Origin of the sequence: Comamonas sp. A7-5, from assembly GCF_039581385.1 — a bacterium.
Classification (GTDB): Bacteria; Pseudomonadota; Gammaproteobacteria; order Burkholderiales; family Burkholderiaceae_C; genus Comamonas; species Comamonas thiooxydans.
Genome location: NZ_JBCPWO010000017.1, coordinates 96,300 through 111,818, shown reverse-complemented (window position 1 = coordinate 111,818; position 15,519 = coordinate 96,300). Strand labels below are relative to the sequence as shown.

Genomic DNA, 15,519 nt, shown 5'->3' with positions numbered 1-15,519 from the left:
TGTTGCCGTGGTTATGGCGGGCTTATTGCCCATCCTGATCGGACATGGCACCGGCTCTGAAGTCATGACCCGCATCGCTGCTCCCATGGTCGGCGGGATGGTCACGGCCCCGCTATTGAGCATGCTTGTCATCCCCGCTGCCTGGTACTTGATCCATCGGAAGCGCCCCATCACTAAACACCACTCTCCGAACCTTAAAGCGTCCTCAGTCGAGGCTTCATAACCATTTTTTTGAAAGAAAGACCCATGAAAACAACTCACTTACTTGCCGCAGCCCTCACATGTGCAGCGTTCACAACAGTCCATGCTCAGGACGTGAAAATGCCAAAGAAGCCAGCTGCAAGTGCATCAGCTTCCACCATGCCCTTAGTTGATGGTGAAGTCCGCAAGGTTGACATCCAAAAGAACCTTGTCGTCCTGCGTCACGGAGATATTCCGAACCTGGCGATGCCGGCCATGACCATGGGCTTCGAGGTATCCGATAAGAAGATGCTCGACGGCTTAAAGGTTGGCGATAAGGTGAAGTTCCAAGCAGAGTCGATCAATGGCAAAGCTATGGTCACGGAATTGAAACCGAACCATTGATAGAAGAAGGGACTGTCATTGGCGTTGTTGCACTACAGGGACTTCCCGTCAACGCAAGCGCTGATCAGTAACTTTTGACTAACCTGACTGCCAAGACGATCAAGGTGCTTGAAACGAGAAACAGACTGCACATCTACAGACGGTGTTAGGCACGAGGTGTGCGCCCCCTGAAACAAACCGCGCAGCAGGGTGCTATTCAAATCTCGTGACGTATTGCGACTCACAATGCAACAACCGAGCTTGCCTGCTGCTGATCTAACCTGTTCATTGCATCTTTGATTTCACGTCTGGCATGTTGAAGTGCTTGCCTCAGGCAACGGCAGAAATGGGTGGTCTAGGGCGTTCGCTGGCATGGCCTGCGTTACAGGTGCGCTCCTGTGTCATGAGCGCCCACAGGATGCGTGCATTTTTGTTGGCTAAAGCCACGGCGGCCTTTTGCCAGCCACTGCGCGGCCTCAAGGCCATTACCGATTGGGAGATAGGGTCGAGGTTGTGTTTGCCGGTCAGCACTACGGCCTTGGCTCCTTACACCAGCAAAGTGCGCAGGTAACTATCGCCTCGCTTGGTGATGGCTCCGAGGTTGGATTTGCCTCCGCTGGAATTCTGTCTGGGCGTCAACCCAAGCCAGGCGGCAAACTGTGCACCCTTCCTAAACTGCTTGAAGTCGCCGACCATCGCTAATGCAGTGAGTGATCCCAAGCCCTTGATGGCGGCAGCTCGCTGCACCTGGGCATCTTCTTCACAGTGAGCTGTAATACGCTGCTCACACCAGTGAAGATGTTCATCGAGCTCTTGTCAATGCATGAGTGCACGCTGTAGCGCAATGCGGGCTGCGCCTGCGAGGTCATTGCTCGCATCTTCCAAGATATCGTGCAAATAGGTGCGCAAGCCTCTGGGGCTTTGCGGCAGGACGATGCCAAACTCGGCGAGCATTTCTCGAATACGTTTGATGCATGCTGTGCGTTCCTCATTGACCCTTCGCGCGGCTGATGCACACATAGTATGCCCTGCTGCTCTGAAGTCTTAACGGGAACAAGGCGCATCTGAGGACGGCTGGCTGCCTCGCAAATGGCAGCGGCATAATTGGCATTTTGTTTCCGCTCTTGCCCTGCAAGCGATAGGGTGCAACCAATGCTGCTGCCATCATGCGTGCATCCAAGTCCATGCGCAGCAACTGCCGAACACCAGTGGTGCGCACCACCGCAAGCCTCCATGACCATCAGGCACCCTGCAGGTAATTGCGCACACCATGCCAAGAACTTGCTGCGCTGGATGGCCCGGTTAGTGACCATCCTCCCTTGAGCATTGACTGCATGGGCCTGCAGCACATTCTTTGCGAGATCTACCCCAACACGGACGATGTTTTGCATGGCACGACTCCTGATGAATGACGAAGAAATTGGCTTGCCGATCCAACGTGACACTGCGTATCCAGCAGACCAAGATGGCGGGAAGTCCTTCGTATTCAAATTGCCGGCTAAGGTTAGGTAGCCTCGTGCGATGTGTCAGTCCCCGTCGTCCAAACCCCGCTATCGCACCACCAACTGGAAGCAATACAACGCAGCGCTCAAAGCGCGGGGCTCACCGACCATCTGGCTGGACAAGGGCATGGCTGGTTTGCAGCTGCCAGCGGCAAACGCGGGCACAGCCCGAAGTTCTCCGATGCGGCCATCCAGTACGGCCTGACCATCAAACCTCTTTGGATTGACCTTGCGGCAGACCACATGCTTTGTTCTGACACTACTGGCGTTGTCTGGACTGCTGTGACCAGTTCCCGACTTCAGCACGTTGTGCAACCGCCAACGCAGTCTTACCGGTCCAGCTCCGCCGGCCTGCGCCTACTGGTCGACTCCACGGACATCAAGTTCCTGGACGAAGCCGAGTGGAAGTGCAAAAAGCATGGGCCAGAGTGTCGCCGCCAAGTTGCCGAACTGCACATTCGAGCCGTCATCCCCAATCGGTTTACTGAACTGGGCTGCCCGCAGACGGTGGCTGTGGCCTAGCCACGCCTGGGGTTGGGGAAATCTGGCCTGGGGCTGATATGTGCAACAACGCCCCAGTTATTGGGTCTTTTATAGGTAAGCTTGGGCTAACCCAGCTATAGCTTGGGTTGATAATACTTCGAGATGGCTCGTAACTATTCCATCTTAATGCCATTAGATCCGACATGGTCCAAGCGAGCCAGTCAGCTCTAAATGGTCTATCAGATATAATTTTAGAAGCAACATCAGTTCCAGTCGATGTCCAAATTATTGTGGGTATTTTATAACCGGATGCTGTACTTGGACTGTGACCAACTTTATTTGTTTGATGTCCAACTTCTTGTCCGTGATCTGATACGTAAATAATGGACTTATAGTCATCTGCACTGGATGGGGAACCTCTTAATTTTTCAAAGACAGATGCAACTACCCTGTCTTGATAAACAACAGCTGAATCGTAGTCATTTCTAAATTTCTGAACCCACATTGAACGTTCAGCCGCAGACATTATTTTTGATACTTCATCATCGGAAAATATAGGCTGCTTTTCCGGGTATCGCAGACGATAATGAGGATGAGCCCCCAGCATATGTAAAACAATCAATTTCCGAGGGTGTGAATCTTTAAGGGAATTCTCATATGATGGCAATAAAATCTCATCAAGTGAATTACTAGATCTACCTGGTTTATTATTTTCCATGGAAACCACATCGGCCATTGCTGCATGCTTTTGCGTAATTGCAATATCATCATGATTGCTTATCCACCAAGTTTTATATCCTGCTTCTTTTGCGAGAGCAATTATGTTTAGCCTCTTATCTGTTTCAGCAGTTGTGAAGTTCATCATGCTATCAATGGCAGGAATAGTAGTTGCTTCCGTGGACCATGAGTTACGGATAACGAGAAATCTATCGCCCATATCTTTTTGAAGCTTTTCGAGCATCGGCGTCGTATTTCTTTCGTAGCCATAAATGCGCATGTTATCTCGATTTATGCTTTCAGAAATAATAAGAACCACGGTGGATTTATCTTTCCTGGAAATTGTAGGAGTCTCATTTTTCGCCAACCTTTGAGCTAAGGTACGCTCCTTCCCATATGCTGCCCAGCTTTCTTTCGTAATCTCTACGGATTCAGCTAAACTAGACCAAAAAATCAGAGGGTTTATTCTTCTCCATGGTTTGCTGATGTATGAAACGGTAGATATTAGAATGATGATGGATAAAGCAATCAGCTCAATCTTCGAGACCTTCGTTCTTTTTCTTGCCCCTTTTAAAGATAACCAGAAAGCAACACCCGCTGAAATAAATAAAATAATGCTAGATCCACTGAAATCACGGATGTGTGTGGAGATATAGCCTCCAATTTCCGATGTATTTGTGTTAGCAAGTGCACTTACCACCATCGTACTATCTGGCGCAGCAGCATACATTGAGATGAGATGCGCTCGGACGGCTGAGTCTAATAAAAATACAAGAACAAAACTCCAAACAAGAAATGCTCTAATTAGATTTAATCTAGAGTTATTGATTGGAATCAGTAATAATAATAGAGTCGGTAGAAGTAGGACGCTTATCTGTAATATTTTTCTGCCTTCATATCCTAGAGATGCAAAAACAACTTGCATCGCAAGCAGAGCAATAATAGTTACCCATAGCTTATGGCGATCGGTAGATTTTTGAAAAAATAATGCTATTCTTGACCGGTGAGATTTAAGATTATCTTCGGATGCTGGTGCGCTCATAGAAATCCTATTAACCCTAATGGAAATATCGAAATTCGATTTGGAATAGGGGCACAGAACTCTATGTGTGCAATACCGACAGAAATCTGACATTCAGATTACATTTTAGTAATCAGGTTAATTTTAGCTGTGGATTACAAAAATATAATTTTGCAGACAATATTGCGTAAAGTGCCTATCTATATATTTGATGTGTCTGGGTAGAAAAGCACTCAGACGTTCTTCAAGTAATTGATCAAGGAATCTTTATCATGAAAACTAATCTCGTATTTCTGGCTTCAATCGTGCTGTCCTGCGCCACCGTTTCAATGTCTGCATCTGCAAATGAAAGTGGCGTCTTGGGTCCATCGGAAAGCGCGACTACAAAGTCCTTCGAAAGTACCAGCTCGACCACACGTACTGCAGACAGAACTTTTGGACGAGCAGGTGCTGAGTCTCAGGTCTCACGCGTTGTAGACACAACACGAAGCACTCAATATCTCAATCTTGTATGTGGAGAGACGGTCGAGTTCACCAACGGCAAGGAACAGTTCATCTGGAAATTTGATGTGATGGGTCATAGGCCCGTCGACCTGTCGAAGATCGCACCTGCAGCGTTTGCAGGTAGCACGCTAAAGATCTACGTTGCGAAAAATGAGCTCGAGCGCCATTGATTGCTACCCGTGTGCACAACAATAGAAAGCCATGAGCGTCTGGTCAATTTGTCAGCGCATGGCTTCCTAGTGCGCGCCGTAGATATGGCGCTGGGGACGAGGAGACCCGCAGCTTGTCGTGGAACCTGACATCAGCCTAGAAAGAACTCCGCATTCAGAAAGTGCCTGTGAAGCTCTGTAGCTTGCACGAATCGTCTGAAGTTCAGCAACGAGAACACTCAGATCCTGGATGCGATGATTGACATGTTCTATGTGTGTGTGCAAGAGCGCATTGACCTCTGCACAGTCCTTCGCAGATGACTCCCGTAGCGAGAGCAAAGAACGTACTTCATCAAGTGTCATATTCAGCGATCGGCAGCATCGAATGAAGGCAAGTTGGTCTATGTGGTCCGTCGAGTAAACACGGTAGTTGTTTTCAGCTGTAGCAGCCGAAGGCAGCAGTTTCTCGCGTTCATAAAAGTGAATGGTCTCAACCGCCGTACCAGCGACCTCAGCCAGTTCACCAATCTTCATAGACCCAGTTCGAAATGAGTTGACTCTATACCAACTAAAAGGTTTTTAATTGCCACATGGTCAACAGGAGATCGAGTATGAAGCCCCCAAACATTGATGACAACATGCTTAGTACCGCCACCACGGATTGCTGTAGCTCACACACCATCCCGAGCGTGGAGGCAACTCCGTTGGATCGAGGGCTAACGTACCGCATTCCAACGATGGATTGCGCTGGCGAGGAAGCTGAGATACGTCGTGCACTTGAACCAATTGCAGGTATCCGGGGACTCAGATTCCAGCTCTCGCAGAGAACTCTCAAAATTGATGCGGACACTGATGCCCTTGCTGCCGCATTGTTGGCAATCACTGAAGCTGGCTTTGAGCCAAAGCTGATCTCATCGAACACTGCGGACTCAAGCCATGCGGCCGGCGACAGCCACGACAATGAGCTTGTGCGTGGCACAACTCCAAAGTTGGTCGCGGCGCTTGCTCTTGCTATCGCTGCGGAAGGTGTCGGCTACTTCGCGCCAGAAACCATGGCTTGGAAAGTCGCCGGCTTTGCAGTCGCCGCGATTGCGATTTGGCTTGCGGGCTTTGACGTCTATAAAAAAGGGTTTGGAGCACTGCGTCGTGGCAAGCTGAACATCAATGCATTGATGACTGTTGCTGTGACTGGTGCGTTTGTCATCGGTCAATGGCCTGAAGCGGCGATGGTGATGGCGTTGTATGCCATCGCCGAGGCAATCGAGGCGAGGGCAGTCGATCGGGCCCGCAATGCCATTCAGGGGTTGCTTGCGATGGCTCCGGACCAAGCATCGGTTCGCCAAAGTGACGGTAGTTGGCTAACCGTCGCAGTTGCACAAATCGCAGTGGGCTCGACGCTGCGAGTCAAGCCAGGTGAGCGCGTTCCTATGGATGGAGTCGTTCAGGCAGGACAAACGAGCATCAACCAGGCCCCCGTAACTGGTGAAAGTATCCCCGTTGACAAGGCGGTGGGTGACCCGGTGTTTGCGGGCACCATCAACGAGTCTGGAACTTTTGAGTTTGAAGTTACTGCATTGGCCTCCAACTCGACGTTGGCGAGGATTATTCATGCCGTTGAGCAAGCACAAGCGACTCGAGCACCTACTCAGGGGTTCGTTGATCGATTTGCTGCAATTTACACACCTGCAATTTTCGTTATCGCCGTCGTCGTAGCATTGGTAGGCCCCTGGCTACTTGGCTGGACGTGGATGCAGGCCGTCTATAAGGCACTGGTTCTGCTAGTTATTGCTTGCCCCTGCGCACTCGTCATTTCCACACCAGTGACGATTGTGAGCGGCTTAGCGGCAGCAGCCCGCCGTGGTATTTTGATCAAAGGCGGTATCTATCTGGAAGAGGCGCGCAAGCTTAAGGCAATCGCGCTGGACAAGACCGGAACAATTACTGAGGGCAAGCCGCGCCTTGTGGACTGGTCGTTGGTTGATGCCGCGAGCAGCCTTGATACCGCGGAGTCGGTGGCAGCAGCTCTCGCTGGTCACTCAGATCATCCTGTGTCTCGCGCCATCGCAGCGGGCCTGAAGCCTAACAGCGCAGACATTCAGAACTTCACGGCACTTGCTGGACGAGGTGTGCAGGCCGAACTGAGTGGAACAGTCTATGTACTAGGGAATCATCGCTTGATTGAGGAACGTGGCCAATGCTCCTCAGAGCTTGAAGCCACGCTCAAGCGGCATGAAGAATCCGGCCGTACTGTCACATTGCTTGCCGACCCAGAACGAGTCATCGCGCTGTTTGCAGTTGCCGACACGATTAAGGACTCCTCTCGTGAAGCAATAACTGAATTGAAAGCGCTTGGTATCACCCCAGTCATGTTGACTGGAGACAACCAAGCCACGGCCTCGTCAGTTGCCGGTGAAGCTGGTATCGACCAAGCGCGCGGAAACCTGTTACCGGAGGACAAGCTAGCTGCCATCAAAACGCTCCAGAGCCAATACGGGCTCACCGCTATGACGGGCGATGGCATCAATGATGCCCCAGCGCTGGCTCAAGCCGACGTCGGGGTCGCCATGGGTGCTGCCGGTACAGATACAGCGATGGAGGCAGCTGACGTCGTCGTGATGAATGATGACTTGCGAAGGATTGCAGAGACAGTGAAGCTGTCTCGGTCCACCCATGCGATCCTTTGGCAAAACATCACTCTCGCTCTTGGTATCAAGGCCGTATTTCTAGTTTTGGCAGTGTTCGGGAATGCGTCCATGTGGATGGCGGTATTCGCAGACATGGGGGCAAGTCTCTTGGTTGTCGTCAATGGACTAAGGCTGCTTGGAAAAGTGCCAAAGTCCTGAATTCAATAGAGATTTTCGTGTGCACCAACTTGGAATGTGAGGATAGTCATGAGCTTTTTTGAACGCCTACTCGGAGGCCATCACCGATCTGGTGGCGATCATCATGGGAATGGTCATCATCAAAAACGGACACCTGCCGCCTGCAATGACCCAGCAGTGCCCGGTGCCACCATTTGTCCCAACTGCCGAGCTCAAAGCTCTCCCCAAGCACGGTTCTGTCAACAGTGCGGAAGCGGGCTAGCCCCCCAGGCCTGCAATGCATGCGGCGTGCAGATGGCGCTTGGATCGCGTTTTTGCGCAAACTGCGGAAAGTCTGCTTAGAACTTAGGGGGGAGCAGATGATTGGCTGGGTGATCTCTGTTCTCCTAAAAGTTCAGATTACAAAAAGGTGTCAAAAATGTAATCTTCAGACCATGTAAATGGCTGAATAGTGTCAAAAATGTAATCTTGCTCAGGAGGCAAATTCGCTACCATTGAATCTTCGAAATTTACTAGAAAAATCCTATGGATTCTCTTAGATTCGAGGATGCCGCTCTATATCTTAGAGTTAAGAGGATGGAAGTATTAGCAAGCAATATTGCGAATGCTGACACTCCTGGATATCAAGCGAAAGATATAGACTTCAAGGCTGCGCTTGAAGAGACGCAAAGGCAAATGCTGACAGTGCAGTCTACGAATAAGTCCCACCTCGGGAACATAGCTCCAACATCAATTGATCCCCAAATTGCATTTCGCCCAGTTTCTCAGAATGCCATGGATAGAAATACGGTTGATCTCGATCAAGAGAGGGCATCATTTACAGCTAATGCTATTCGTACGCAATTCGCTATGAATCAAGCTGTCGATGAATATGTAGAGATGGGGCAAATGCTGTCGAAATTAGTTTAATTTTATTAAGTTGGTCATTCACAGAGCGCATTTATTTGCGCTCTTTTTTTAATTCAGGTAGTAGAAAAATAAAATTCGCGACAAAGTAGTTACAAACTATTTCTTTGTTTGAAAAAATGAATATTTTCAAAAAGTGACAAGATGGAAGATGTCAAATAATATAAATAGAGAATTCTTTGTAAATCACTTACTGATTCCGATTACCTTCCTGGCGCTAATTTTTTATTATTTCATGTATCTTGGAGGGGACTTCTTCTTTGCCGAGAAAATATATGCCCTGCAGGGTTATGAATGGTCTTTGAATGATCACTGGGTTACAAACAAATTGCTTCATAAGGGGGGGAAGCATCTGAGCACCCTAGCAATCGTTGTGATCATTGCACTATATATATTTGTACTTGTCTCCAAATCTGAGCAGCGGAAAAAATGGCGGTCCCCGCTGCTTTACCTGATTTTATCCAGTTTGGTCAGTGTAATTTTGGTGAGCCTTCTTAAGGTATTGACAAATATGGATTGCCCGTGGAACTTAAATCAATTTGGTGGCGATCGCCCTTTTATTGGTCTTTTTGAGCACAGGCCTCAAGAGATGGGGTGCGGAAAATGCTTTCCGGCAGGTCATGCGAGCGCTGGCTATGCCTGGGTTAGTTTATATTTCTTCTTTAAGATGATCATTCCTAAGTATCGATGGTTAGGATTGCTGTGCGGCATTATGGTTGGGTTGACATTTGGTATCTCTCAACAATTGAGAGGAGCCCATTTCATTTCTCATGACATTGCCACGATTCTCATTTGTTGGTTGATCGCCACTCTTTTGTTTATATTCTTTGGTATCAAGAAATATACTGTTAAAAATGGAACACAACTCGAAATCCAACATCTTTAATAATATTCAAAAGAATCGAAAAGGATTTTCTAGAGTCTGGCATGCATCAAAATACTCATGGTCAGGCATAAAATATGCGTGGCTAGAGCCTGCATTCCGCCTTGAGGTAATATTATTTGTGATTTCGCTTCCATTGGCTCAATTGATTGGGAGATCCATGATGGAAAAATTGCTCCTGATCTCTTGTATCTGGTTTTTGATGATAGTTGAGGTAATTAATTCTGCGATAGAGTCCGCAATAGATAGAGTAGGACTTCAACATCACGAACTTTCCAGGAAAGCCAAAGATTTGGGAAGTGCCTCCGTATTAATGACAATTATTTTTTGTCTGATAATCTGGTCTTCTTTAATTTATAAAAACTTTATTTAATTTTCTGCCTAACAGCTGGAATGCATTACAGGGATGCAGCTCATGCATCGCTTAACATGCGTCTTCACGCTTACAGGGTGATGCCAACTCTTGTTCGTCGGGCAAAGCATCCAATATGTCCGCTCATGCCTCGCGAAGATTTCACGGATTTCTGCGCGCGGTGAGGCCGGCTGCTTTTTGCAGTGGCATCGTGTTGCCCGTGACGGAAAGACCGATGAAGGTGATCCTGCACTGAGCAGCAGAGCTTTAACTCGATGCAAAGTTTGCAATGCCTGCGATGAGCTTCGCCATATGTATCGCTCCTCCCGGTGGTTTTGAACTGACTGACCAGAGGCACCCTTGAGTGTTTAAAGCATGTGCCGCGCCTGAGAAACTTGGGCTTGGCGTGATCGCACCTGTGGGCGCAGTGGATGATCGCCGGTGTAGGCTCGGTGCCGGTCACGCTGGCCGAAGCGGCTTTACTGAACCTTTCTACTTGTGGCTGTACTCCTCAGTGCCACAAAGGGTCCGAGCCTTCATATCTGTGCTGAATTTGCTCTGCTCCAAACAGAAGCGGAGCCAGTTGTAGGCAAGGAAGATACTACTGGCTAGGGCAAAAGTGGACCGCTCCTGCCCTAGCTCACTGCCTACTCTGACTGTACTGAGTGGCCGACCCCACTCGAACTGAAGCTGGCATCTAAATCTCAATCAATTGAATTAGATAGCGACTAAATGTTCGTACAAAATGATCGAGCCAATACCGATCAGCAGGACACCGCCGATGGCTTCGGCCCAGCGCCCAGCAATATTCCCCAGTACACGCCCGACCATCACGCCCAACGTCACCATTGCGAATGTTGCGAAGCCGATAGCGAGAGCAACGGTGGCGATGCTTACGTCCAGAAAAGCAAGTCCTACGCCCACGGCCATGGCATCAATGCTTGTTGCAAATCCAGTTGCAACTAATAGCCGAAGCCATGTCGTGCAGGTTTGCTGGGCTCTTCACCATCAGGCACTTTGATTGCCCCGATCAGCATTCTTCCACCTAGCACCAGAAGCAGCACAAAGGCGATCCAGTTGTCCCAGGCCTTGACGTAATCTGAAGCCGCATAGCCGAGCGCCCAGCCTACCAAGGGCGTGATGGCTTCGATGACACCGAAGATGGCACCAGTCCTCAATGCTTCAGACCAGCGCGGTTTGAGTAGCGCAGAACCTTTGCCGACGGCTGCGGCAAAGGCATCGGTGGACATGGCAAAGGCCAGGAGCAAGATAGAAGCGGCATTCATGGGGAATTCATTCTTAACGGTCGGGCATGAGCACAACGGCATCTCACCGCGGCCCGAGCTCGTCGCGATGAAATGCCGATGATCTCGCCGACCGAAGAACGGATGCATACGCCACAGCAAATTGAATGCCGAGTATGTTGACGCATGCGCTTCCAGGGTGGAAGCAGGCTACTCCCCAAGGGGTACTAAAGTTTACAAGCGATCAAAATGCTTGAGGAATATGGCCTTTTTTGAGTTCTGGGCTTTAGAAATGGCTCGCATTTTCAAAGCGCTGGCCTCTAGCAAGAAAGCTGCGTCGATACCGCCATTAGGGCTGTCCATGCACTCCCCTGTTGATTTCCACTCAAAACTGACCCGCCGGGGATGCGGATGAAATTTTGGACTACTGAGAGGTAGTTCATGTATTCATACGAAGATCGAATCCGCGCGGTGACGCTCTACATCCAGCTAGGCAAACGAGTCGCGGCAACCATTCAGCAGTTGGGTTATCCCACCAAGAATTCGCTCAAGGGGTGGTGCCGCGAGTACGAGCAGGACCGGGACTTGAAGACCGCGGTTGTTCGCCCGCCGAAGTTCACCACTGAGCAAAAGGCTCGGGCCGTCGAACACTATCTGACGCACGGGCGCTGCGTGGCTTTCACAATCAAGGCTCTTGGCTATCCCGGGAGGGCCTCACTTCACGCTTGGGTTCAAGAGCTCAATCCCCGGGCTCGGCCACGCCTGCTTGGAGCATCGTCGAACGAGCAGAAGCACGCTGCGGTGCTTGCACTGTGCACACGTCAAGGACGCGTCCAAGCCATTGCTGACGACATTGGCGTGTGTCGAGAGACGCTGTACAACTGGCGCAATCAACTATTGGGGCCAGAGGCTCTCGCATCGATGAAGCGCTTCAATGATTCTTCAACGGGTTCGGAGCTGTCCCAGTTGGAGCAGCAACTCCAGACGCTACGTCGTCAAGTGAGGCGGTTGCAGTTGGAACAGGAGTTATTGAAGAAGGCGAACGAGCTCCTAAAAAAGGAACAGGGCATCATCCTTCATCTCCTGAGCAATCGGGAGAAGACACTCCTGGTTGATGCCCTGCGCCATGCGTACTCGCTTGCCGAGTTGCTTGCCTCGCTAGTCCTGGCTCGCAGCTCGTACTTTTACCATCGAGCTCGGCTCAACGTTGGCGAGAAGTATGTCTCGGTGCGCCGAACGATCACCGACATCTTCGAGCGCAACCATAGCTGCTATGGCTACCGTCGCATCCAGGCCTCACTGGTCAGGCAATGTGTGTGGATCTCGGAGAAGGTGGTCCGGCGCCTGATGAAGCAGGAAGGGCTAGTAGCTGCTGTACCCAAACGACGCCGCTACGGTTCCTACTTGGGAGAGATCAGCCCGGCCCCTGAGAACTTGCTGAACCGTAACTTCAATGCCACTGCGCCTAACCAGAAGTGGCTGACCGACATCTCGGAGTTCCAACTGCCCGCCGGCAAAGTCTACCTCTCGCCCATGATCGATTGCTTCGATGGAATGGTGGTGAGCTGGTCTATCGGAACACGCCCCGACGCTGAACTGGTCAACACGATGCTGGATGCCGCGATCGCCAAGCTCAATGACAGCGAAGTGCAACCTATGGTTCACTCCGACCGTGGTGCTCACTATCGCTGGCCAGGATGGTTGTCACGCATCGCTGATGCCAAGTTAGTGCGTTCGATGTCACGCAAGGGCTACTCACCGGACAATGCGGCCTGTGAAGGTTTCTTCGGGCGGCTCAAAAACGAACTGTTCTATGCCCGCGACTGGCAAAACACGAGCATTGAGCAGTTCACACAAGTTCTGGACGCATACATCCGTTGGTACAACGAGCAACGGATCAAGATCTCGTTGGGGGCACGAAGCCCTGTCGAGTACCGCAGGGCCCTCGGGATCGCTGCATAACCCGTCCAAGATTTATGCCGCATCCCCGCCGGGGGCTAGTGGGTCACTGCTGGGTGGAAATCAACAGTCGTGCTCCAGGATTTGCCTGGCTGCTTCATTCCCGAGTTCTTCGAGGTAACGTTGACAGCTCATAAGGACTCCTGATGGAACGAGGAGGCTCTGAACTAGCTTTGAAACTCAGGTCGATCCAAATTGGAATCTCACGACTGAGATTCAAAGATGTGTGGCGTTGCCTTAGGTGAGGCAGGTAATGAAATCCCAATTTTTGTGATCCCACTTGAGGATGTTGCAAAGGTGGTACCGCCGTGCATCCGTGCAATAGCTGCAACGATGGCTAATCCTAAGCCGTGATTGAGATTCGCATGTGCGCGGGACGCATCGGCACGATAGAACCGATCAAACAGGCGTGGCAAATGGATAGGATCAATCTCCGCTCCTCGGTTGATCACCGCGATACCGACGTTCTCACGATTGCCATCTGAAGTCTCCACTACGCTTTGGGAAATCTCGATAGTGATCGTCGATCCGGGTTCTGCATAGCGTGAAGCGTTGCCTAAAAGATTGGATAGTGCACGACGAACCAAACGTGCATCCACAGCAACACTTGCATCTCCATCGATTTGAACTTGAAGGTGCGCTTCTTGAAGCACTGCCTCATGGAATTCGGCTACTTCTGAGGCAAGTTCTGCAAGACTCACTTTGGCGGATCGCCGCGCTTCAGTACCGCGATCTGCTTGTGACAGAAACAGCATGTCTGCCACGATTCCCGCCATGCGCTGAAGATCTTCTAGGTTTGAGGCCAAGATATCCTGTAGTTCAACGGCACTACGCGGTTTACGAAGCGCTAACTCACAACTACTGATCAAGGTGGTCAACGGTGTGTTTAGCTCGTGCGCCACATCAGCATTGAACGCCTCCATTTGTTGATAGGCGATGGCCAGTCGGTCAAGCAATGCATTGAACTGTGCGATCAATGGTCTTAATTCTTGAGGTTGATGGCTATCATCTAAACGGCGATGTAAGTCTTGCGCAGAGAGGCTTCGCGTTTGATCCACCAGTAGGCGTAAAGGCTTGAGCCCTATACGAACAAGCCATGTGCTCGCGAATGAGACCAGCAATGCACCCGCCACGGCGGCAATGCCCAGGGTCCAGGCCAGACGATTAAGCAGTCGGTCATCTGGTCTACGGTCTAGCAACAGGACCGCTTGCATTGGCTGCAGGCCGTCGTTAACTGTCGGAACTTCCACTGAAAATTTGCGAACTGCAACCCGGTCGTCATCTTCAGGTTGGCGCAAAAGTTCAAATGCACTTTTGCCAGTAGTTGGAACTAAGCGTAGGGAGAGTTCGTCATGCCCCGTGAGAAAGTCATTGAGCATGTGATTCAAGGCTTCCGGGGAGTGCACACCTCGGCTCTCACTCAGCAGGTGTTCGATGGCTGTTTTTTTGTGATCTAGCGTGTCTTGTTGGCGTTCCGACAGCGTGACAGAGATCACAAAATAGACTGCGACGCACACCAAGCCGAGTCCAACGATGGTTTGCAATGCTAAGGCGCGAGCTAGACGTCGAGCTAAATGTGGTGCAGGAGTCTTGCTCATGTTGTGCGAGATTCAAGCACATAACCCATGCCACGAACGGTGTGGAGGAGGGGTTTCTCAAAAGGCTGATCAAGCTTTAGCCTCAGGCGTCGGACAGCGACCTCTACCACGTTGGTTTCACTGTCGAAATTCATGTCCCAGACCTGAGATGCCAATTCTGTTCGTGATAGCACTTCCCCTTGACGGCGTAGTAGAAGGCTTAGCAAATTGAACTCTTTGGCCGTGAGCTCGATTCTTTGGCCCGCCCGCGTAGCCCTACGACGAATGAGGTCTAACTCTAAGTCAGATAAGCGCAGAGTTGTCGCTTCTGGGGCGGTTTGGGCCACGCTGGGGCCGCTGCGCCGCAATAGAACATGAAGGCGCGCGACCAGTTCAGAAAACGCAAATGGCTTCACGAGATAGTCATCGGCTCCACACTGGAGTCCCTTGACGCGATCCTCCACCTGGCCACGGGCCGTAAGCATCAGTACCGGTGTTTGCTTCGTTTGCCTCAGCGCAGCTAGCACGGCTAGGCCATCGATGCCTGGAAGCATGCCGTCAAGCACGATCAAGTCATAGTCCATTTCACTGGCCAGGTGCAGGCCGTCAATGCCGTTATGGGCTACATCCACAGTGAAGCCTTCCTCCGCCAGACCCTTGTTTAGGTAATCGGCGAGCTTGATCTCATCTTCTACAACCAGGATTTTCATGCTGAGTATTCTGAGATAGGCGCACGCATTTTGAAAATGACAAATTTGTCATCCAGCTGTCAGGATGGTGAGGGGTGCACTTCATTAGAGTGGCAGCGCCCATCCGCTCTCTATTCCTCACTTGGG

General features: G+C 50.6%; 13 protein-coding genes, 3 pseudogenes and 1 riboswitch. Of the genes and pseudogenes, 10 read left to right on the top strand and 6 right to left on the bottom strand.

Annotation, left to right across the window (positions count from 1 at the left end):
- On the top strand, positions 1-223 hold a 223-nt coding region (locus tag AAIL67_RS21715), incomplete at its 5' end, for an efflux RND transporter permease subunit (RefSeq protein ID WP_003067088.1).
- A gap of 23 nt (positions 224-246) precedes the next feature.
- Complete coding sequence (locus AAIL67_RS21710; RefSeq protein WP_003067087.1) at positions 247-585, top strand: copper-binding protein; 339 nt, start codon at positions 247-249, stop codon at positions 583-585.
- Between the two features lie 309 nt (positions 586-894).
- Here AAIL67_RS21710 and AAIL67_RS21705 read toward each other — a convergent pair.
- Positions 895-1,955: pseudogene (locus AAIL67_RS21705) on the bottom strand (IS110 family transposase).
- A 130-nt stretch (positions 1,956-2,085) separates the two neighbouring features.
- Here AAIL67_RS21705 and AAIL67_RS21700 point away from each other — a divergent pair.
- Positions 2,086-2,525 (top strand): annotated as a pseudogene (locus AAIL67_RS21700) (transposase); the annotation flags it as partial.
- Between the two features lie 22 nt (positions 2,526-2,547).
- On the opposite strand, the gene AAIL67_RS21695 reads toward AAIL67_RS21700, so the two are convergent.
- Positions 2,548-4,308 carry a phosphoethanolamine transferase gene (locus AAIL67_RS21695; protein WP_224648099.1) on the bottom strand — a complete coding sequence of 587 codons (1,761 nt, stop codon included), beginning with the start codon at positions 4,306-4,308 and terminating at the stop codon, positions 2,548-2,550.
- A 251-nt stretch (positions 4,309-4,559) separates the two neighbouring features.
- On the opposite strand from AAIL67_RS21695, the gene AAIL67_RS21690 reads away from it, so the two are divergent.
- Positions 4,560-4,961: a CzcE family metal-binding protein gene (locus AAIL67_RS21690; protein ID WP_003075109.1), complete on the top strand. Its 402-nt coding sequence runs from the start codon at positions 4,560-4,562 to the stop codon at positions 4,959-4,961.
- Between the two features lie 66 nt (positions 4,962-5,027).
- Here AAIL67_RS21690 and AAIL67_RS21685 read toward each other — a convergent pair whose 3' ends face one another.
- On the bottom strand, positions 5,028-5,474 hold the full coding sequence (locus AAIL67_RS21685; RefSeq protein WP_003075108.1) for a Cd(II)/Pb(II)-responsive transcriptional regulator: 447 nt from the start codon (positions 5,472-5,474) through the stop codon (positions 5,028-5,030).
- 77 nt (positions 5,475-5,551) lie between these two features.
- Here AAIL67_RS21685 and AAIL67_RS21680 point away from each other — a divergent pair, with 77 nt between their 5' ends.
- From AAIL67_RS21680 to AAIL67_RS21660, 5 genes are all read left to right on the top strand, one after another.
- On the top strand, positions 5,552-7,783 hold the full coding sequence (locus AAIL67_RS21680) for a heavy metal translocating P-type ATPase (RefSeq protein ID WP_054075883.1): 2,232 nt from the start codon (positions 5,552-5,554) through the stop codon (positions 7,781-7,783).
- Positions 7,784-7,841: 58 nt separating this feature from the next.
- Entirely contained in the window at positions 7,842-8,024 is a 183-nt protein-coding gene (locus tag AAIL67_RS21675; protein ID WP_054075879.1) for a hypothetical protein, read from the top strand.
- Positions 8,025-8,287: 263 nt separating this feature from the next.
- Complete coding sequence (flgB, locus tag AAIL67_RS21670; RefSeq protein ID WP_003069800.1) at positions 8,288-8,671, top strand: flagellar basal body rod protein FlgB; 384 nt, start codon at positions 8,288-8,290, stop codon at positions 8,669-8,671.
- A 148-nt stretch (positions 8,672-8,819) separates the two neighbouring features.
- Positions 8,820-9,554 (top strand): phosphatase PAP2 family protein, encoded by a 735-nt coding sequence (locus AAIL67_RS21665; protein WP_054075880.1) that lies wholly within the window; start codon positions 8,820-8,822, stop codon positions 9,552-9,554.
- Positions 9,523-9,924 (top strand): diacylglycerol kinase, encoded by a 402-nt coding sequence (locus AAIL67_RS21660; RefSeq protein ID WP_081007843.1) that lies wholly within the window; start codon positions 9,523-9,525, stop codon positions 9,922-9,924. Before AAIL67_RS21665 ends, AAIL67_RS21660 begins: the two co-directional genes overlap by 32 nt.
- A 696-nt stretch (positions 9,925-10,620) precedes the next feature.
- Here the strand turns inward: AAIL67_RS21660 and mntP are convergent.
- Positions 10,621-11,189: pseudogene (gene mntP, locus AAIL67_RS21655) on the bottom strand (manganese efflux pump MntP).
- A gap of 20 nt (positions 11,190-11,209) precedes the next feature.
- Positions 11,210-11,372: riboswitch (yybP-ykoY riboswitch) on the bottom strand.
- 216 nt (positions 11,373-11,588) lie between these two features.
- On the opposite strand from mntP, the gene AAIL67_RS21650 reads away from it, so the two are divergent.
- Entirely contained in the window at positions 11,589-13,109 is a 1,521-nt protein-coding gene (locus tag AAIL67_RS21650; RefSeq protein ID WP_343484871.1) for an IS3 family transposase, read from the top strand.
- A gap of 200 nt (positions 13,110-13,309) precedes the next feature.
- Here AAIL67_RS21650 and AAIL67_RS21645 read toward each other — a convergent pair whose 3' ends face one another.
- Together AAIL67_RS21645 and AAIL67_RS21640 are read right to left on the bottom strand one after the other, a co-directional pair.
- Complete coding sequence (locus AAIL67_RS21645) at positions 13,310-14,704, bottom strand: heavy metal sensor histidine kinase (protein ID WP_343484870.1); 1,395 nt, start codon at positions 14,702-14,704, stop codon at positions 13,310-13,312.
- Positions 14,701-15,393, bottom strand: coding sequence for a heavy metal response regulator transcription factor (locus AAIL67_RS21640; protein ID WP_003055031.1), 693 nt, complete (start codon positions 15,391-15,393; stop codon positions 14,701-14,703). The genes AAIL67_RS21645 and AAIL67_RS21640 overlap by 4 nt, the downstream gene beginning before the upstream one ends.
- Positions 15,394-15,519 lie beyond the last annotated feature (126 nt).